Origin of the sequence: Curtobacterium ammoniigenes NBRC 101786, from assembly GCF_001571045.1 — a bacterium.
In the GTDB taxonomy this organism is placed as follows: Bacteria; Actinomycetota; Actinomycetes; order Actinomycetales; family Microbacteriaceae; genus Curtobacterium; species Curtobacterium ammoniigenes.
In genome coordinates this window covers 52639-70789 of sequence record NZ_BCSV01000004.1, presented here as the reverse complement: position 1 = coordinate 70789, position 18151 = coordinate 52639, and the positions used below count along the sequence as shown (strand labels likewise).

18 protein-coding genes are annotated in these 18151 nt (G+C 70.9%); 4 read left to right on the top strand and 14 right to left on the bottom strand.

Features of this window, described 5'->3' with window-relative positions; genetic code table 11:
* Positions 1-19: 19 nt before the first annotated feature.
* On the top strand, positions 20-1048 hold the full coding sequence (locus tag CAM01S_RS09390; RefSeq protein ID WP_066520216.1) for a LacI family DNA-binding transcriptional regulator: 1029 nt from the start codon (positions 20-22) through the stop codon (positions 1046-1048).
* Positions 1049-1145: 97 nt separating this feature from the next.
* Here CAM01S_RS09390 and CAM01S_RS09385 read toward each other — a convergent pair whose 3' ends face one another.
* The 7 genes from CAM01S_RS09385 to CAM01S_RS09355 all read right to left on the bottom strand — a co-directional run bounded on the left by CAM01S_RS09385 (position 1146) and on the right by CAM01S_RS09355 (position 8158).
* The gene (locus CAM01S_RS09385; protein WP_066520214.1) at positions 1146-2771 is read right to left on the bottom strand and encodes a N,N-dimethylformamidase beta subunit family domain-containing protein; all 1626 of its coding nucleotides are present in this window, start codon (positions 2769-2771) and stop codon (positions 1146-1148) included.
* A gap of 28 nt (positions 2772-2799) precedes the next feature.
* The gene (locus tag CAM01S_RS09380) at positions 2800-3690 is read right to left on the bottom strand and encodes an SDR family oxidoreductase (RefSeq protein ID WP_066521147.1); all 891 of its coding nucleotides are present in this window, start codon (positions 3688-3690) and stop codon (positions 2800-2802) included.
* A gap of 106 nt (positions 3691-3796) precedes the next feature.
* Positions 3797-3970 carry a hypothetical protein gene (locus CAM01S_RS09375; protein ID WP_157071505.1) on the bottom strand — a complete coding sequence of 58 codons (174 nt, stop codon included), beginning with the start codon at positions 3968-3970 and terminating at the stop codon, positions 3797-3799.
* A gap of 33 nt (positions 3971-4003) precedes the next feature.
* On the bottom strand, positions 4004-4198 hold the full coding sequence (locus CAM01S_RS09370) for a DUF2795 domain-containing protein (RefSeq protein WP_066520210.1): 195 nt from the start codon (positions 4196-4198) through the stop codon (positions 4004-4006).
* 5 nt (positions 4199-4203) lie between these two features.
* On the bottom strand, positions 4204-5190 hold the full coding sequence (locus CAM01S_RS14670; protein ID WP_157071504.1) for a glycosyltransferase family 2 protein: 987 nt from the start codon (positions 5188-5190) through the stop codon (positions 4204-4206).
* Positions 5187-6713: a D-glycero-beta-D-manno-heptose 1-phosphate adenylyltransferase gene (rfaE2, locus tag CAM01S_RS14665; RefSeq protein WP_066520209.1), complete on the bottom strand. Its 1527-nt coding sequence runs from the start codon at positions 6711-6713 to the stop codon at positions 5187-5189. Before rfaE2 ends, CAM01S_RS14670 begins: the two co-directional genes overlap by 4 nt.
* Positions 6710-8158, bottom strand: coding sequence for an aldehyde dehydrogenase family protein (locus CAM01S_RS09355; protein ID WP_083527912.1), 1449 nt, complete (start codon positions 8156-8158; stop codon positions 6710-6712). The genes rfaE2 and CAM01S_RS09355 overlap by 4 nt, the downstream gene beginning before the upstream one ends.
* 177 nt (positions 8159-8335) lie before the next feature.
* Between CAM01S_RS09355 and CAM01S_RS09350 the strand changes: the two genes are divergently transcribed.
* The gene (locus CAM01S_RS09350) at positions 8336-9463 is read left to right on the top strand and encodes a glycosyltransferase family 9 protein (RefSeq protein WP_066520206.1); all 1128 of its coding nucleotides are present in this window, start codon (positions 8336-8338) and stop codon (positions 9461-9463) included.
* Here the strand turns inward: CAM01S_RS09350 and CAM01S_RS09345 are convergent.
* The 7 genes from CAM01S_RS09345 to CAM01S_RS09315 form a co-directional block, all read right to left on the bottom strand.
* Positions 9432-10124 carry an SDR family oxidoreductase gene (locus CAM01S_RS09345; protein ID WP_066520204.1) on the bottom strand — a complete coding sequence of 231 codons (693 nt, stop codon included), beginning with the start codon at positions 10122-10124 and terminating at the stop codon, positions 9432-9434. The two genes, CAM01S_RS09350 and CAM01S_RS09345, sit on opposite strands and share 32 nt — an antisense overlap.
* 78 nt (positions 10125-10202) lie before the next feature.
* Positions 10203-11576: a PfkB family carbohydrate kinase gene (locus CAM01S_RS09340; protein WP_066521140.1), complete on the bottom strand. Its 1374-nt coding sequence runs from the start codon at positions 11574-11576 to the stop codon at positions 10203-10205.
* Positions 11577-11584: 8 nt separating this feature from the next.
* Entirely contained in the window at positions 11585-12232 is a 648-nt protein-coding gene (locus tag CAM01S_RS09335) for a D-sedoheptulose-7-phosphate isomerase (RefSeq protein WP_066520201.1), read from the bottom strand.
* A 2-nt stretch (positions 12233-12234) separates the two neighbouring features.
* Entirely contained in the window at positions 12235-13572 is a 1338-nt protein-coding gene (locus CAM01S_RS09330) for a glycosyltransferase (protein WP_066520198.1), read from the bottom strand.
* Positions 13569-14612 (bottom strand): glycosyltransferase, encoded by a 1044-nt coding sequence (locus tag CAM01S_RS09325; protein WP_066520195.1) that lies wholly within the window; start codon positions 14610-14612, stop codon positions 13569-13571. The genes CAM01S_RS09330 and CAM01S_RS09325 overlap by 4 nt, the downstream gene beginning before the upstream one ends.
* Before the next feature lie 90 nt (positions 14613-14702).
* Positions 14703-15761 (bottom strand): glycosyltransferase family 9 protein, encoded by a 1059-nt coding sequence (locus CAM01S_RS09320; RefSeq protein ID WP_169795859.1) that lies wholly within the window; start codon positions 15759-15761, stop codon positions 14703-14705.
* Between the two features lie 4 nt (positions 15762-15765).
* Positions 15766-16317 (bottom strand): D-glycero-alpha-D-manno-heptose-1,7-bisphosphate 7-phosphatase, encoded by a 552-nt coding sequence (locus tag CAM01S_RS09315; protein WP_245631596.1) that lies wholly within the window; start codon positions 16315-16317, stop codon positions 15766-15768.
* A gap of 129 nt (positions 16318-16446) precedes the next feature.
* Here CAM01S_RS09315 and CAM01S_RS09310 point away from each other — a divergent pair, with 129 nt between their 5' ends.
* Positions 16447-17460: a glycosyltransferase family 9 protein gene (locus CAM01S_RS09310; protein ID WP_066520187.1), complete on the top strand. Its 1014-nt coding sequence runs from the start codon at positions 16447-16449 to the stop codon at positions 17458-17460.
* Positions 17457-18122 (top strand): HAD family hydrolase, encoded by a 666-nt coding sequence (locus tag CAM01S_RS09305; RefSeq protein ID WP_066520185.1) that lies wholly within the window; start codon positions 17457-17459, stop codon positions 18120-18122. The genes CAM01S_RS09310 and CAM01S_RS09305 overlap by 4 nt, the downstream gene beginning before the upstream one ends.
* Positions 18123-18151 lie beyond the last annotated feature (29 nt).

Genomic DNA, 18151 nt, shown 5'->3' with positions numbered 1-18151 from the left:
CTCGGCTACAGTGGCGCCTATGGGGCGAGACCGAACCGTGGCGCGCCGCGTCACGATCCACGAGGTCGCGGCGGAGGCGCAGCTTTCCCGCGGCACCGTCAGCCGCGTGCTCAACGGGGAGCCGTACGTCTCAGCGAGCGCTCGTGAGGCCGTCGAGGCCGCGATCAAGAAGGTCGGGTACGTCCGGAACACCGCGGCCCGTTCCCTGGCCACCCGGCAGTCGAACGCGGTCGCCCTGATCGTGCACGAGCCGCACTCGCTCGTCCTGGAAGACCCGAACATCGGCAACATCCTCATCGGGACGAACGCCGTCCTCTCCGACGCCGACTACCAGATGGTCACACTGATGGTCGACTCCCAGCGCGACAGCGACCGCGTCGTCGACTACCTGCGGGGCGGATTCGTCGACGGCGCGATCGTCCTCTCGGCACGAACCGGAGACCCGATCACCGAGGCGATCGAGGAGCTCGGGATCCCCGCGGCACTGGTCGGACATCCGCCCGATCTGCATCATGTCTCGTACATCGGCATCGACAACCGACGGGCAGCGGAGGAAATCGTCACTCGCCTGCTCGCGACCGGTCGGCGCCGCGTGGGCATGCTCGCGTGCGGTCTCGACCGCGATTCCGGGCAGGATCGCCTCGCCGGCTTCACCGCCGTGCTCGGCGAGCGGTTCGATCCGGCGCTCGTCATCCCGCACGCCTTCTACAGCTATGACGCCGGTGTCGCTGGCATGGAGGAGCTGCTGCGGCGGGCCCCGGACCTCGACGGCGTGTTCGCAGCGTCGGACGCCGTCGCCGCCGGAGCGCTCGATGTGCTGCATCGCCGTGGCATCGCGGTGCCCGAGCAGATCGGCATCGTCGGCTTCGATGACAGCTCGTGGGCGACGCGCTGCGTTCCGCCGCTGTCGACCGTCCGGCAGCCCGCGGAGACGCTCGGCCGGTACGCGGCACAACGCGTGGTGAATCAGCTTCGCGGCGCGGACGACGACGATGTGCTCGAGAGCGTCATGCTGCCCACCGAGATCGTCTGGCGCGAGTCCGCCTGAACCACATTCAGGGGCCGCGGCGTGCCGGCGTTCCTTCGATCGCCGGGCGCTGCATGGTCGCTTCCACGCGGCGCCCGCGCTGTCGCGCTCGCCGAGATCAGTGCACGCCCGGGTAGTCCTGCTGCCAGTTGCCCACGCTCGGATGCAGGTGGCCCGCTGGTCCTTCGCCGAAGGCTGCAAGCAGATTCCCCGTGATCTGCGCGAGGACCGGATGGGCCGGCATGTTCGGGATCCAGGCGACCGTGCCGGTGTCGAACGAGCCCGCTCCCGACACGGGGTCGGTCTGGTAGCTCATGTCCGAATACGCGGGCGGCATGGAGGTCTGGATGCCGTTCGCGGGCATCGCCGAATGGGCGAAGAGCTCGAGGTTCGACGCGTGCAACGATCGATCGAACTGGTCGAAGTCGCTCTCGATCACGCCGGGCACGACGGAGCCGACGTGCAGGCCGGTACCGCCGAAGAGCCAGCTCGGGGCGTCGGTGATCGTCATGCCGACCGGTCGGCCGCCGGGCTCCATGAACCCCGAATACGCCTCTCCGACCATCGGTACCTCCGACCAGTTCGCCGGCGGTGACGACCACGTGTTGCCGGTGACGTTCCTTGGATCGCCGTGACCAGCGAGCGGATCTGCGGCACCGTCACGGTAGTCGACGACCTCGCGGTCGGCGCCCAGTGGTGAGCTCTGTGGTCGGACGTGTCGGAGTACCGGACTGGCCCCGAAGTAGACGATGTTCAGGCCGTGCTGGCGTTGCGCTGCCACCGCGGCCTGACGCTCTCCAAGTGACCAGCACTCGTCATGCCCGAGCGAGAGCAGCACCCGGTGCTGCATGAGGAACGACGGATGTTCGTCGAACACGATGTCCGGAGCGTAGGTCACATCCAACCCGCGCTGCTCCACGAGCGAGACGAGGGGAAGCTCGTTCGCCATGAAGTCCCCAGCACCCTGTCCGTACCCGTATGGTCGGTCGAACGATACGACGCGCGCGCGGTTGCACACCGGATAGGTCGGCTTGCACGCGCCGACCCCCTGATAGAATTCGAATCCGCCGTAGGGGTTCCAGGCCTGCCAGGTGTACTCGTCGTTCTCGACCAGGTACGCGGCCGTGCTCGTCGGCGACCACACGGTCAGCGGGACGTAGCTCTGCGCACCGTTGTCGCCGACGAGTTTCAGCAGGTAATCGCCCTGCACGAACGCGGCCGTGATCGGCAGCGTCAGCGATTTCGTCCAGCCGTCGCACGACACCATGTTCGTGCCGGGCGTCACTGGGCAGGTCGCCTGCTGATGGCCAGGTAGCGGCCCCGAGCGCCAGATGAGGCGGGCGCCAGCACCCCCGTAGTAGCCCATGCGATACGCCTCGACGCGGAACGTCGTCGCCCGGGTGGAGACGAACACGCCGACCGTCTCACCGACGGTGGCTTGGGTGTGATCCGCGAACCCCGCGATCGCCGACGATGCACCGGCGGGGATCCGCCATGCGGCCGTACCCGGCCGACGGTTCTCTTCGATCACCCAACGCGCCTCCACCCCCTGGGCAGTGGTGAAGGTCGCGGGAGTCGGCTGCGCCGAGTGCGTGGCGAAAGGTGCCGGTCGGGACGATGCCGCAACGGACCGAGGGCCGCTCGTCGTGAGCGTACGAACAGTCACGACCGTGGCGATCGCGAGGACGAGGACAAGAGCAAGCGCGAGGACGGTGCGAAGCAGTCGTCGACGAGGGACGGACACGGCGCGAATCTACCGGACGACCACCGGACTAGTGGATCGGAATCGCTCCCGTGACGGCGATTGTCTCGCCGCTCGTGTACGACGCCTCTTGCGACGCGAGGTACACGTACGTCGACGCCAGCTCCGCGGGTTGGCCCGGTCGGCCATAGGGGCCGCTGCCTCCGAAGTTCTCAAGCTTCTGCTTCGGGTCCGAGGCCGGCTGCAGCGGCGTGTAGAAGGGCCCCGGCGCGACGGCGTTCACACGGATGCCCTCTGACGCCAACTGCGCGGCCATCGCGCGCGCCCAGTTGGAGATCCCCGCCTTGGTGACCGCGTACTCGACCAAGCTCGGGCTGGGCTGGAACGCCTGCTCCGAGCTCGTGACGGTGATCACGGCGCCGGGGCCGAAGTGCCGCTTTGCGGCCTTCGTGATCCAGAACAGCGACGAGAGGTTCACGTCGACGACGTTCTGCCAGTTCGACGTCTCGAAATCCTCGATGCCGTCGATCGTGGGCATGCGCCCGCCGACGAACGTGAGCAGGTCGATGCCACCGAGGAAATCGACGGCGGCGCTGACCAGATCGGTGCAGAACGATTCGTCCGAGAGATCGCCGGGAACGAGGTGCGCCCGCCGGCCGGCCTGCTCGACGTAGCGCGCGGTGTCCTCGGCGTCCTGCTGCTCGTCCGGCAGGTAGTTCAGCACCACGTCGGCCCCTTCACGGGCGTAGGCGATGGCGACGGCGCGACCGATACCGGAGTCGCCGCCGGTGATCAGCGCGCGTCGACCCTCGAGTCGGCCGTGACCGACGTAGCTGTCCTCGCCGTGATCCGGTCGCGGATCCATATCGCTGATGCTCGCCGGGCCGGGCACCTTCGGCGTCTCGAACGGGGGGCCGGGGTACTTGGTGCTGACGTTCTGGGGTTCGTTGAGGTCTGCCATGTCCCGGACGCTAACCGGCGCACGCATGGTGCCGACCCAGGATGTGCGGCTGCCGGCCAAGACGGAGACGGGAGGCGCATCGGATGTCCGACGCGCCTCCCGTTCGTCAGCGGGTGCGATCCGTGCGCACCCCGGGCGTCAGGTTCTCACGCAGGTCGTCGACGGACGGCTGCGGGGACTCGCCGCTGACCTGCCACCCGCGTCGCATCGCCCGGACTTCCTGGCGATAGCTCCGGATCCGGAGCGGTTCGACGGTCTCGTCGCGTTCATAGGCGGTCATGGCCACTCCTTTCTCGTGATCGGTCATGTCGGATCAGTCGAGGTCGCCGATGGCCTCTGACACGGCGGTCGGAGCGTCGTACTCGCCGTCCGGAATACGTCGGAGCGCGTCGAGCACGGCGTCGTCGGCACCGTGCTGCTCGGCGGTCGAGACGAGGTCATCCTTCGACGCCGGGTAGTCGACGCCGCCGAGGTACTTCTGCATCTGAATGGGGTTCGGACTGCTCATGTCCTCTATTTCCTTTCCTGATCGGCGCCGCCCTGCACGGCGCATTGGTCAGCCGCCTGGCGCGGCGGCTCGGGCTTCTGGGAGTCGGCGGCCGCGTCGTCACGGTCTGTCATCAGCACGTCGGGGGCATCGATGCGGCGATCGACGACCGTGGTCGGCGCTTCGGTGTGCACGGCGCCGCTCGGCAGAACGCCGGCGCCGCCGAACCGCTCCATGACGCGCCATTGCGCGACCACGTCCTCGCCCGCGTGCTCGGGCGGGAGGTCGCGCCAGAAGTCGAACCCACCGACCGCGAGGAGGTCCTCCCGGTCGTAAAGCACGCAGCCGCCGACCCAGGCGATGCGGTACGCGCGCCACGATCCGTCGGGCCGCACGTGTCGCGCCGCGAGATGCGTCGGGTTCGCGGCGTTGTGGAGCGGCCACCGGTCGTGCTCGGGAGTGCCTCGGCGCACACGCTCGGGCTTCACCGGGCCGTCCCACGGTTCGAACGCGCGCAGCTCATCGGGGCGCTCGTCGTCGAGATAGGACAGGCCCTGCACGGCCGACCCGATGAGTCCGCAGTCGTACGTTCGCAGCGCGTCGAGCATGCGATCGACGGTTCCCGGTTCCAACCAGACGTCGTCGTCGAGGAACAGCACCGCGGGCGCGTCGGCGTGGTCGAGGAGGAACTGTCGCTGTTCGGCGAGACCGCGCCGCTCCGGATGCATGAGCACCCGCGGGGCGCGTCCCTGCGCATCGAGCACGCGAAGCATTGCCTGCACGGCCGGCGCGGCGGTCCCGCTTCCGCCCGGCGACTGATCGCTGATCGTGACCCGGAACGACGGACGGTCCTGGCCCGCGAGACCGGCGAGGGTGACCGCGAGATCCGCCGAGCGGCCGGCGCTCGGGATGAGCACATCGACCTCGGGCGCCTGCCGATCCGCTGGCGGCCGAGCCCACTCGGCCGCTGGGCGTGCATGCGGAGCCACCGCCGAGACGCTGGTCGACGTCATCGCGCGGCCTCCCGAATGCGTCGGACCACCTCGGACGTCGAATGCTCGGGCACGTAGTCCACCATCACGACCTCGCCGCCATACGAGCGGACGACGTCGGTCTCGGCGAGCATGTCGGGGGAGTAGTCGCCGCCCTTGACGTAAACGTCCGGACGGACCCGCTCGAGCAGCGGGATCGGCGTGTCGGTCGCGAACACGGTGACGAGGTCGACGCATGCCAGCGCCGCGAGCACGCCCGCGCGATCCTCGGCGCTGTTGATCGGACGCTCGGGCCCCTTGAGTCGGCGGACCGAGTCGTCGTCGTTCACGGCGACGACAAGGAGGTCGCCGAGCTGCCGTGCCTGTCGCAGGTACGTCGTGTGCCCGCGGTGCACCACGTCGAAGCATCCGTTCGTGAAGACGATGCGTCGACCGTCGTGCCGCGCCGCCGCAACCACGTCCACGAGATCGTCATGATCGACCACCCGCGATACGGGGCCGGTCGCCGCCTCCCGGAGTTGCGCAGGTTGGCACACGGACGTTCCGGCTTCCCGGACCACCACGTCGGCAGCGGTCTGCGCGATGCGGGCCGCGTCGACGATGTCCTCACCGACTGCGAGCGCCAGCGTGAGGGTCGCGCAGAACGTGTCGCCCGCGCCGGACGCCTGCTGCTCGGAGGCAGGGGTCGCCCGGGTTCGGATGGGGCCCCGCGTCGACGAGCCAGCGTCCGCCGGTCCAGCTCCCTTTGTGCCGGCGCCCTGCGGCGTCGGCTCGGGGAATACGACCGTTCCGTCTCGGTCCAGGGTCACGATGACGTTGCGAGCGCCGCTCGCCGCTCGGAGCGGCTCGGCGAGATCGCTGACGATCGCAACCCGGTCTGCTCCGTGGCCGAGCGACCGCCCGAGCAGCCGTTCGGTCTCCGCGCTGTTCGGCGTGACCACATCGGGCGCGAGTGCGGTCCACCGAACCACCTCGTGCGCATCCACGACGACCGTCGCCGGACGTGTGGTCTGTATCGCGGGAATGAGCGCGTCGGGATGGATCCCGAGCTCGTAGTCGCAGACGACTACGGCGGCCGTCTCGACGAGGGCGCGGGCGAGTGCTCCGCCGAGCCGCGACAGGTCGGCGTCGCTCGGGGCATCGGGAAGGTCGTCCACGCGCACGACAACCCGGTCGCCACCGACGATGCGCGTCTTCGTGGCCGTGCGCCGGTTCGCCACCGCGACGAGGCCGCTCGTGTCGACGCCGGCCTGATCGAGCAATCGGCGGAGCACACGGCCCGCGTCATCGTCTCCGACGAACGCCACCATGCGCACGTCGGCCCCGAGCGCGGCGAGGTTCGCGGCGGTGTTCGCGGCACCGCCCGCGACGTCGATCGATTCGGTGAGGCGGACCACCGGCGCGGGCGCCTCTCTGCTGACCCGTTCCGCGAGTCCGACCGACCAGCGGTCGAGGATCATATCGCCGACGACAGTGACGACGGGACGCTCTGCGGCCGCGCGCACCAGCACCCGTTCGATGAGACGCGGATCGGCGACGGTCATCGTTGCACCGTCTCAGGCGACGTGACGGCGGCCTCCAGGTGCACCACCGTGAGGGTCGTCATCTCATCGAGCAGGCGCGGTCCGTATCCGAATCCGGCTCCGGAGGCGCCACGCGGCTGGGCGCTCCCGCCCGGCGCTCCGCCGAACACCGCGTTCACCTTCACCGTGCCGACCGGCAGCACCGCTGCGGCCTCGAGTGCGCGGCCGGTGTCCGCGGTCAGGACCGTTGCTGCCAGGCCGTAGCGATCCTCCTGCGCGAGACGGAGGCCCATTGCGAAGTCGTCGACGATCTGGACCGGGGCGACGGGGCCGAAGGTCTCCTCGCGCATCACGAGCATGTCCGGAGTGCAGTCCGCGATCACGGTCGCCGGGTAGAACGTGCCGTCGCCGGACGGGATGCTCCCGCCGGCGAGCACGCGGGCACCGTTTGCCACGGCGTCGTCGACGTGCGCCTGGACGGCCTCGCGCATGCGGGCATCGACGAGGGGCCCGAACGTGTCCGGATCCGACGCGGTCAGTGCCTCGGCCCGGGCGACGAGTGCGCGCAGGAACTCGTCTGCGATCGCCCGATGCACGTAGACGCGTTCGACGCTCGTGCAGATCTGTCCGGTGTTCGCGAATGCGCCGAGCGCCGTCTGCGCAGCGGCCCACTCGGGATCCACCGTGCCGTCCACGATGATGGCGTCGTTGCCGCCGTTCTCCCGAATCACGTGCGCCCGTGATCGCACCGCTGCCGCCGCGAGCAGGTCGCCGGTCGCCGTCGACCCGACGTGCGCGTAGACGGCGATCCCATCCTGGGACAGCAGCGCCTCGCCCGTCGCCGCATCCCCGTCGATCCCGACGAGCACACCGTCGGGCAACGACGCCGCGAGCAGTTCGTTGAGCCGAGCTCCGGTCGCAGGGCACCGCTCGCTTGCCTTGTGCACCACGGTGTTCCCGGAGACGATCGCCGCGCCGAGGATCCCGCATGCGACCGCCACCGGGTCGTTCCACGGTGTCAGCGCGAGCACGACGCCTCGTGGGTGGGGGACCGCGAAGTCGCCCGCGCCGAAGCTGCCGCGCAGCGCCTCGCCGCGATGCAGCGGACCGAGCTCCGCGTACTGCAGGAGCGTGTCGATGCCGGCCATCACGCCGCCGAGCGCGTCCCCGGGAACCTTGCCCGTTTCGCGCGTGTTCAGCGCCGCGAGTTCCTCCGCGTGCTCGCGAAGCGCGAGTGCCGCAGCCCGAAGTACCTGACCGCGCTCCCCGGGGGCGGTCCGCGACCACCCCGCGAATGCCGCTCGGGCGCGACGCACTCCGGCCTCCAGCGCAGCCGGAGACGCAACCTCGACGCGCGATGCCATCATTCCGTCCCGCGGATTGCGCACGTCGAGAACGCGCGGCGCCTCCCGGTCGGACGGGTCGGTGGTCAGCGGATCGGAGCTGATGCTGGTCGCGATGGTCACGCGGGTCCTCCTCAGGGTCGGTCGGTCCCCACCTTGCGCGGCACCGCTGTCCGTGTCCGGTCCTGCAGCAACTGTCCGGAGAGATGTCCCCCGGGTTTGTCCGGAGAGCGCGACACGGGACCGTTCGCGCCCGGACGAGCGGGCCACGAGCAGTTCTCCACCCGGTAGACAGGAACGATGCGCGCAATCGGTGAGCTCTGGCCAACGTTCGACGATGTCCACGAGATCGCGGTGCTCCGCGGCGGCGGGCTCGGTGACCTGATGTTCGCGCTGCCTGCCATCGATGCACTCGCCGCCGCCTATCCGGAGGCACGGATCACCCTGCTCGGCACGCCCCTCGCCCGTCAGCTGCTCGCCGGGCGCCCCGGACCAACGGACGCCGTCGAGCTGATCCCGATCGCCCCAGGCGTTCGTGCAGGAACGCCCGGCCCGCGGGATGAGCCGGTGGACGCGTTCGTGGCACGGCTTGCCGGTCGCTTCGACCTTGCGGTGCAACTGCACGGCGGCGGACGGCATTCGAATCCGTTCCTCATGCGCCTCGGGGCCCGGCACACGGTGGGCACCGCGACCGAGGACGCGGAGGTGCTCGAGCGCTGGCTGCGCTACGAGTACTACCAGCACGAGATCGCTCGATGGCTCGAAGTCGCTGGGCTGGCCGGCGCCGCGCCCGTCACGCTCGACCCCACGATCGCCGTCAGCGACGCCGAGCGGGCTGCGGCGGCCGCGCGGATCGCGGCGGACGGGCGCCGAGTGATCGTCCTGCATCCGGGTGCGACCGACCCGCGGCGTCGGTGGCCAGCAGAACGGTTCGCGGCCGTGGCACGGGCTCGCCTGGCCCAGGGGGACGCGGTCGTGGTGATCGGCGACGCGTCGGATCGATCCGCAGCGGCGGAGATCGAGCGCGCCGTCGGAAGCGACGCCGCCGGGCGGTTCTGGAACCTGGCGGGCGATCTTCCGATCGTGGAGCTGCCGGGAATGCTCGCCGTCGCCGACGTCGTCGTCGCCAACGACTCCGGCCCGCGTCACCTCGCGGTCGCTGTCGGGACGCGCACGGTCGGCGTGTTCTGGTTCGGCAACGTGATCAACGCCGGCCCGTTCGACCGTGCCCGGCACCGTGTCGAGATGGCCTTCACGACACGGTGCCCGGTCTGCGGGATCGACGTGACCAAGGTCGGATGGACTGCCGAGCGCTGCGAGCACGATCCGTCGTTCGTCGCCGATGTGTCCACGGACGCTGTGCTCGCGCAGGTCGAAGACCTGCTGCGGACTTCCGCTACGGCCAGCTCGGCTCGTCCGCCGGCATGATCGCAAGCTCTCGGATCTCGCAACCCGCGGGCTGTCCGAGCGCGAACAGGATGCTGTTTGCGACGTACTCGGGCTCGATGAGCTTTGCGTCGGGACCGGGCTTGTACTGCTCAGACCGTCCTTCGAAGAACGCCGTCCGCATGCCGGCCGGGATCACGTTGATGACCCCGACCTCCCCGCGCAGCTCTGCGGCGAGCGCCTGCGAGAACCCGCGCACGCCGAACTTCGACGCTGAGTAGGCGGTACCGTCGCCGACGCCGCGAAGCGCGAGCGACGACGACACGACGACGACGCGTCCGTGCGACTGCCGCAACGCTGGAAGCGCGGCACGCACCACGGCCGCGGTACCGATGAGGTTCACACGCACGATGCGCTCCCACGCCTCGGCCGCGATCCCGTCGATCGGAGCGGGCGTGTCGATGCCCGCGGCGGTGACGACCGCATCGAGACCGCCGTGTCGCTCGGCTGCGTCGCGCACGGCGGCGTCGGTCGCGGCCGTGTCGGTGACGTCGACGGCAGCGCGATCCCACCCACTGGGGACACGATCGACGTTCAGGTCCAGCACGATCGGCGTCCCGCCGGCCTCCGCGACCGCGGCAGCGACGGCCGCACCGAGTCCGGAGGCTCCGCCAGTGATGAGGACGCGTCCGATCGGAGTCATGGGAATAGGCATAGGTGTCCTTTCGACGGGGTCGCCGCGCTGATCGCGACGACCGGGGAGGGGCAGGTCGGCGCCGGGTCAGCCCACGCGGGCGAGCGCAGCGGCGAGCCGCGTCGTCGACCGCCCGGGATGGAAGGGCACGGTCACGACTCGACCGCCCCACTCGGCGAGCGTCCGGCTCTCCGGGAGGTCGTCGGCGGAGTAGTCCCCGCCCTTGGCCCAGATGTCGGGATGGAATCGCCGCAACGCGTCGTCCGGCGTGTCTTCGTCGAACACGATGACCGCGTCGACGCAGTCGAGCGCAAGAAGGAGTTCGACGCGGTCATCCTGATTCATGATGGGGCGGTCGGGCCCCTTCAGCGCTCGGACCGATCGGTCCGAGTTGAGACAGACGATGAGGCAGTCGCCGAGCGCTCGCGCCGCGGAGAGTGTTCGGGCGTGGCCGGCGTGCAGGAGATCGAAGCAGCCGCCCGTCGCGACGACGGTGCCGCCGTCCGCCCGGACGGCATGGGCGATCCGGACCGCGTCGCGGTCGGTGCCGGGGACGGTCGGCGGCGTCATCGGCCGCAGCATCGATGCGACACCGCCAGCGCGCAGATAGGCGCCCGCCGCCGCGACACCGGTCGCAACCGCGTCTTCGACCGCGGCGCCCTCCGCGAGCGCGACCGCTGTGCTCGCTGCAAGGCGGTCGCCCGCCCCGCAGGGATCAGCCGCGTCGACGGCCTCGGCTGGTACGAATCGACTATCGCCGTGCGCGGTGCGGACGAGCGCACCGTGCTCGCCGAGGGTCACTGCGACGGCACCGACGTCCCACCGGGTCAGGAGGGACTCTGCTGCCGCTGCAGCGAACGGCACGCCGGTTCCCGAGGCGTCGGTGAGCCGGCCCGCTTCCGCGGCGTTCGGCGTCACGACCGCCACTCCGGCGACCGGTGCGGCGCCCTTCGGATGCGGATCCCAGACGACCGGCAGCGATGCCGCCAAATCGGCCAGGGTCGAGCGCACTGCCTCCGCTCCGGCGATCCCGCGACCGTAGTCCGCGACCACGATGGCGTCCGCGTGGCGGAGCGCGTCGAGCATCTCGTCGGTCGGCACAGGAACCGGGGGCGCCTCGCAGCCCTCGTCGATGCGGACCAGCGCGTGACCGCCAATGCGAACGCGGGTCTTCACCGGTGTCGGCGCCCCGGAGGGCCCGGCGACGATGGCCACGCCGGGGAGGGCGTCTCGGATCGCGTCGGCACCCGGGTCGTCCCCGAGCGCGGTGACGAGCGTCACGTCATGACCGTCGCGGCGGAGCATCGCGGCCACGAGCCCCGCGCCGCCGGCGCGCTTGACCTCCTGCTGCACCTCGAGGACCGGCACGGGCGCGTCCGGGCTCAGACGCTCGGACGTGCCGGAGAGATCGACGTCGAGCAGCGTGTCGCCGACCACGACGATCCGACGCCGGGATTGCATGGCTCCGCTCACGCGCCCGCTCCGAGCGATGCCGCGACGCGCGCCGACGCATGCGCGGCCCGGCCGCGGAGGGCCGGTTCCATGGCGCGGCACAGGGCGTGGACCAGGACGAGTTGCGCCTCCTGCACATTGGCGGACGGGCCGTCGATGCAGATCGCGTCGTCGACGAGTTCCGCAAGCGGATTGGGTCGGGGGCCGGTCATGGCCCAGGTCCGGACGCCGACGGATCGCGCGGCGCGTGCGGCATTGAGGAGGTTCGCGCTCCGGCCACTCGTCGTGAGGAGCACGAGCACGTCGCCGGCGCGGGCGTGCGCGGCGACCTGGCGCGCGAATACCTGGTCGTAGCCATAGTCGTTGCCGATCGCGGTGACGGCCGACGACTCGGCGTGCAGCGAGATCGCCGAATACGCCGGGCGGTCGCCGTCGAACCGGCCGACGAGTTCGCTCGTCAGGTGCTGCGCCTCCGCGGCAGAGCCGCCGTTGCCGGCGGCGAGGAGGCGCTGACCGCGTCCGAGTCGACCTGCGAGCTCGTCTGCCCACGCGGCGATGTGGTCGCCGTGCCGTTCGAGCGAGGCGATCACGGGAACCGACGCGAGAATGTGGCCGCGAACGGCGGCTGCGCTGCTGTCGAGGCGCGTGGTCTGTTCGATGGTCATCGTCAGTTCCTCCCGGAGACGGTCGTGGGCAGGGTTGCGCGGCGGGCAGCGACCCGACCGGTGCTGTGGGCGCCTGGTTCGGTGACCGCAGCGTGCGACGCACGCGTGGCGCGCTCCGTCCTCGCGATCACCCGGTTGTAGACCCGCTCGGTGTCGGCGGCGACCTTCGTCCACGTGTACCGCTGCTCGACGCGTTCCCGTCCGGCACGACCGTAGGCGCGCCGTCGCGCATCGTCGGTGAGCAGTGCGCGGACGGCGGCTGCGACAGCGTCGGCGTCCCTGGGGGGCACGTGCAGTCCGGTCGCGTCCTCGACAACGGTGTCGATGAGACCGCCGACACTCGAGGCGACGACCGGGACACCGCACGCCATGGCCTCGAGCGGCACGATGCCGAATGGTTCGTACCAGGGAGCACAGACGACGACGTCTGCGCTCCGCAGCACTGACGGGATCTCCTGCTGTGCGAGCTGGCCACGGAACGTCACGTGGTCACGGACTCCGAGCCGTCGGGCGAGCGCATCCAGGCGCTGATACTCAGGGTCGTCGGGGAGGTCGACACCCGCCGCGCCTGCGCCGCCCACGATGACCAGCTCGACGTCGACGCCGTCGGCAACGAGGCGCGCGAGCGCATCGATCGTCGTCCCGACGCCCTTCCGTTGCACCAGTCGGGAGGCCGTGACGATCCGGTATCGGCGGTCACGGACCTCGGTCAGGCCGTCGGGTGTGAACGCGTGCACGTCGACGCCGCAGGGAACCACGGAGATGGCACCGTTCCGCACCCCGAGCGCCTTCAACTCGAACGCCTCGTCGGAACAGGTCGCGATGACCTGGTCGACGCGATGCCCGACCCCGGGCTCCAACCATTCGCGCTCCGCGGGGGAGGTGTCTGCGGCCCCCTGATGGCGCCGCTTCACGACGCCGAGCGCATGGAACGTGTGCACGACCGGGATGCGCTGCCGTCCGTCGCGAGCCGCGAGACGGTCGGCAGCATCGAGCGCAGCCACGCCGGACATCCAGAAGTGACCGTGCACGATGTCGGGGCGCTCGATCGTCCACGCATCGACGAGGAACGCGGCGAAATCGCCCATGTACGGCAGCAGCGAGTCCTTCGAGATCCGTGTCGCCGGTCCGGCGTCGACGTGCACGACGTCGACGCCCGGTCGGAGCGGCACACGCGTCGGAACCGACGGATCGTCCCGCCGCGTGTAGACCGTGACCTGGTGTCCCCGGTCGGCGAGCGCTCCGGACAGTGCGGCAACGTGGACGTTCTGTCCGCCCGCGTCGACGCCGCCGAGCGTCGCCAGCGGGCTGGCATGCTCTGAGACCATCGCAATTCTCATGCCGGAGTCCTCTCGTGCAGTGGGATGGCAGGGGCGTCGGAGGCCGAGGGCCTGCCGGAGGGTCGGTGTCGGTGCTGCGCGCTGACGACGTCGTCGAGGAGCGCGTCCCAATCGGCCAGGAACCGGGCGAGCGAGTATTTGGCGAGCGCAGCCTCCCTGGCGACGCGTCCTCGACGCGCCGCTTCGTCTGGATCTTCCAGGAGGCGTCGCGCCGCGGCGACCAGGTCGGCGACGTCGGTGGAGATCGCTCCGGCGTCCGGTGGGACGAGACGTGCCGCTTCGGTGGTTCCAAGGACCAGCACCGGCATGGCGAGATGCATCGCCTCGATGAGGGAGAGCCCGAGCGATGTCCACCGATTGAGATGCAGGTAGGCGCGCCGCTCGGCGAGCGCCGCGTGCATCGGATCCGGCTTGACGTCGCCGAGCAGCGTGAGTCGATCCTCCGGCAGGCCGAGCGCGTCGCCGAGCCCGTCGCTGCCCATCCCGAACAGGTCGATCGGCGCCGCGGCAGCGAACGCGGGAAGGAGGTCCGCGCCTGCGACTCGCATCCGGCGCACCGGGTCGTTCACGACGACGCCGAAGCGCTCGAGCGCGCCGGTGTACTGCGGTCCGGGGTCGACGACGCCATGCTCGATCACGGTGGTGCGAGCACGACCCGTGTCCCACATCAGGGCGTTGAAGTGCGTGACGTGCGCGATGGTGATGGTCGGATCGTCGCGCAATGGGTGCAGCGACGCGGGCACGTCGACACGAGGCGTGTTGTGTTCCACGAACACGGCCGGGATGTCACGTCCGAGGCGGACGCCGAGCAGACGCTCCGCGGCCTCGATCTCCTCGGTCCGCTGCAGGACGACGACATCGATGTCGTCCGCCGAGATCAGCGCGGGATCGCGCTCGACGGCACCGTCCGGCCATTCGCGACCACCGCGCCCGAGGCCCCATGCGTCGCGCGCGTCAGTCGTGGGGATCACGTACGTGTGCGCGCCGCGGACGAACGCGTCCATCCAGCCGCCGTGGACGTGCCACACGAGAATGCGCACCCGATGCCTCCCTGTCTCCCGGGCGGGCAGGTCCCCGGGGCTCGAACGCTACGCACGGGGTCAGCGGGGCGGTGCGCGATCAGCCGCTTCTCAGTCCTCGTGTCCAGGAGGCGAAGCAGGACGTACCCCGAAGTCGTCGAGGAGTGTCCGCAGGACGCAGTCGGGGGACACCGACGCGAGGCATGGGTGGCCTGCGATCGGGCATTCCCGTGCTCGGGAGCCGCGACAGGCCGCGTTCTGGTCGCCCAGGAGCGCAACGCGCGTGCCGTAGGGTGCCCACCGGATCGCCGGGACGACCGGCGAGAACAGGCTGACGATGGGGGCGCCGACCGCTGCTGCGAGGTGCGCGGGACCGGTGTTGCCGACCACGACGGCGTCGGCGTGTGCGAGCACGACGGCGAGTTCGGCGGGTGTCGTCGCGCCGCCGAGGTCGATGGCAGTGGTGCCTGCGACGCGTGCGGTGAGCGCCCGTTCACCGGGCGAGCCGGTCACCACGACGGCGATGCCGTGCTGCGCGAGGAGGTTCACGAGCGCCGCGTGATGCTCGGGTGCCCACGATCGGGCAGGCACGCTTGCCCCCGGATGGACGACCACGTAGCGGGGTAGCGCTGCGACCGATTCGGGAAGGCGCGCGTCCGCAACGACGACCCGGAGCAGGCCGTCATCGTCGACGGGAAGCCTGTAGCCCGCCGCCGCCGCGATCTGCAGTGCTCGCTCCGGCTCCGGCTGGTCCTCGTCGAGGTCCTCACCGGGGCGAAGGCGGACGTCGAGCAGTGTGCCCGGATGGTCCACGCTCGCACCGCTGATCCGCGAGACGCCGGCGATACGTAGGAACAGCGCCGTCGGCAGCGGTGACTGGTGGAACGAGGTCAGGACGATCGCCTCGTCCGGAGCGATATCCGCAATCATCGTGCGGAACTCGTCGAGGACGCCGTCGTCGACGGGACGAGCCGATTCCGTCACCCATGGAGCGCCCCAGACGACCACGCGGGCGACACCGGGAAGCAGGGTGCCCGCCGGCGCTCCTTGCGGCCCGCACAGGAGGACCACCTCCGTATCGGGCGCGGCGGCAACGGCCCGGATGGCTGGCCCGCACACCAGGACGTCACCGAAGCTGTCCAACCGGACGACGAGTACGCGTCGCGGCATCGGCTCACCGCTCGCTGACGGCGCGCGCGGCATGCAATACGAGGGCGACCGCGTCGACGAGGGTGTCGGCCACGATCTCGGCAGCCTCCACCTCTTCGACCCGGGTCACGTCCGTGGGAACGAGGATGCTCGCGGCGCCGGCAGCGCGCGCTGCGGCGACGTCGGCGCCGATGTCGCCGATCATCACCACGTCCGCCGTCGACACGCCGAGCTGCTCCGCCGCGTGCACGATCATGCCGGGCTGCGGCTTCCGACAGGCGCAGTGGGCGTCGGGCCCGTGGGGACAGACCTCCCAGGCATCGAAGGGGCCGAGCAGCGCTTCGACGCGGTCGTTCACCGCGTCGACCTGGTCGCGCGAGACGATCCCGCGGGCGATGCCGGATTGGTTCGTCACCACCGCTGTGGCGAGTCCTGCAGCCCGGACCGCGGCAACGGCACGGCGTGCACCCGCGACCGGTTCGACCCGCCCCGGATCGCCGTTGTAGGGCACGTCATGCACGAGTGTGCCATCGCGGTCGAAGAAGACAGCTCGGACGGTCGAAGGGATGCGGCTCACTGGTCCACTGCATACCGCGTCTCGGCTGCTCTGGCCCATCCCGTCGGCGACTGCGGCGCAACGCGGATACCGGCCGACGCCGACTGGCGTGATCGGCCCGCGATCCCGTGTCCCCGATAGCGTCGTGCTGTGCCCGCACTCGCGCAACTGCCTCCGTCCGACGGCCGACCCGACTTGCTCGTGCTGCGCGCGATCAAGCTCGGGGATGTGCTCGTCGGCGTTCCCGCGCTCCGGGCGCTCCGGCGGTCCTTCCCCGACCACCGGATCGCGCTCGCGACGACCGCATGGCTCGCTCCCCTTGTCGAGCTGCTGCCGGTGGACGTGCACATCGCGCAGCACGGGTTGGACCACCCGATCGCCGCCCCCGACGCGCAGATCGACATCGCGGTGAACTTGCACGGCTCCGGCCCGGAGTCCGCCGACCTCATCGAGGCGCTCGGCGCCCATCGCGAGATCCGTCACGCCCGACCCGACGAAGCACCGGGGAGTCCGCATCCGCCGTGGGTTCGCGGCGTCCACGAGCGTGCCCGCTGGGCGGATCTCATGACGGCGCACGGCATCCCGGCGAATGCGGACGATGTGGCGATCGCCGTACCGAGCACACCGCCGATGGTGGGTGATGCCGCGATCGTGCACGTGGGGGCGTTCTACGGTGCGCGGCATTGGCCGGTCGACCGATTCGCGGCGGTCGCCCGGAGTCTCGCGCAGAACGGCGAGCACGTCGTGGTCACCGGGGGCGCCGAGGACCGAGATCGCGCGCTCGCCGTCGCACGGCAGGCCGGGCTCTCCGAGGATTCCGTCCTCGCCGGTCGCGCGGATCTCACCGCGTTCGCGGCGCTCATCGCTGCGGCACGCGCGGTCGTGACCGTCGACACCGGGGCGGCGCATCTCGCGTCCGCATACGGTCGGCCGTCGGTCGTGCTCTTCGGTCCGGCGCTGCCCGAGGAGTGGGGCCCGCCCGCCTCCGGCCCGCACGTCGTGCTCACGGATGCGCGCGTGCGGCGCGGGGACGTGTTCGCGTCCGACCCGGATCCCGCACTGCTCGCCGTGACCCCGGACGACGTTCTGGAGGCGCTCGCCGGCGTCATCGATCGGCCCACGCTGAGAGATCGGCAGGCCGCAGGGCGTTCGCTGGACCGATGAGCACTGCAGTTCTCTTCGATATCGACGGCACGCTGGTGGACTCGAACTTTGCACACGTCGACGCGTGGTCGCGGGCGTTCCGCAGCGTCGGCGCGGAGGTCGACGACTGGCGGATCCACCGCGCGATCGGCATGGACTCGGATCGTCTCCTCGGTACGCTCCTCGGCGCTGCCGACTCGGACCAGGCCCAGCAGGCGAAGGCGTTCCACACCGCCTACTACGCCGAGCGGTTTCCCACGCTGCGTCCGCTTCCCGGAGCGCGCGAGCTCCTGGCAGCGGTGGCGGCCGCGGGGCATGCGGTTGTGCTGGCGACGAGCGCTCCGGAGCGGGAGTTCGCCGTGCTGCGGGAGGTGCTCGACAGCGACGACGTCATCGCTGCGGTGACCTCGAGCGGCGATGTCGACGACGCGAAGCCGGCGCCGGGGATCCTCGAGATCGCCATGCAGCGCGCGGGCACCGGTCCCGGGTCCACCGTGATGGTGGGCGATGCGGTCTGGGACGTCGTAGCCGCGAAGAACGCGGCAGTGCCGTGCCTCGCACTCCGATCGGGTGGCACCGGCCCGGAGGAGCTCCGCGCCGCCGGCGCGATCGGCGTCTGGGAGGATCCCGCGGACCTGCTCGCGCACCTTGCCGACTCGGCGATCGGCTCCCTCCGCCGGTGACTCGACGCCGGCGCGGCGCGGCCGGTGCC

Excerpts from the sequence above, each read along its gene's own strand:
- CAM01S_RS09330 (WP_066520198.1), bottom strand. The coding sequence starts at position 13,572 with ATGAGAATTGCGATGGTCTCAGAGCATGCCAGCCCGCTGGCGACGCTC.
- CAM01S_RS09370 (WP_066520210.1), bottom strand. The coding sequence starts at position 4,198 with ATGAGCAGTCCGAACCCCATTCAGATGCAGAAGTACCTCGGCGGCGTC.
- CAM01S_RS14670 (WP_157071504.1), bottom strand. The coding sequence starts at position 5,190 with ATGACGTCGACCAGCGTCTCGGCGGTGGCTCCGCATGCACGCCCAGCG.
- CAM01S_RS09390 (WP_066520216.1), top strand. The coding sequence starts at position 20 with ATGGGGCGAGACCGAACCGTGGCGCGCCGCGTCACGATCCACGAGGTC.
- CAM01S_RS09305 (WP_066520185.1), top strand. The coding sequence starts at position 17,457 with ATGAGCACTGCAGTTCTCTTCGATATCGACGGCACGCTGGTGGACTCG.
- CAM01S_RS09350 (WP_066520206.1), top strand. The coding sequence starts at position 8,336 with ATGCGCGCAATCGGTGAGCTCTGGCCAACGTTCGACGATGTCCACGAG.
- CAM01S_RS09340 (WP_066521140.1), bottom strand. The coding sequence starts at position 11,576 with ATGCAATCCCGGCGTCGGATCGTCGTGGTCGGCGACACGCTGCTCGAC.
- CAM01S_RS09320 (WP_169795859.1), bottom strand. The coding sequence starts at position 15,761 with ATGCCGCGACGCGTACTCGTCGTCCGGTTGGACAGCTTCGGTGACGTC.
- CAM01S_RS09375 (WP_157071505.1), bottom strand. The coding sequence starts at position 3,970 with ATGACCGCCTATGAACGCGACGAGACCGTCGAACCGCTCCGGATCCGG.
- CAM01S_RS09345 (WP_066520204.1), bottom strand. The coding sequence starts at position 10,124 with ATGACTCCGATCGGACGCGTCCTCATCACTGGCGGAGCCTCCGGACTC.
- rfaE2 (WP_066520209.1), bottom strand. The coding sequence starts at position 6,713 with ATGACCGTCGCCGATCCGCGTCTCATCGAACGGGTGCTGGTGCGCGCG.
- CAM01S_RS09335 (WP_066520201.1), bottom strand. The coding sequence starts at position 12,232 with ATGACCATCGAACAGACCACGCGCCTCGACAGCAGCGCAGCCGCCGTT.
- CAM01S_RS09380 (WP_066521147.1), bottom strand. The coding sequence starts at position 3,690 with ATGGCAGACCTCAACGAACCCCAGAACGTCAGCACCAAGTACCCCGGC.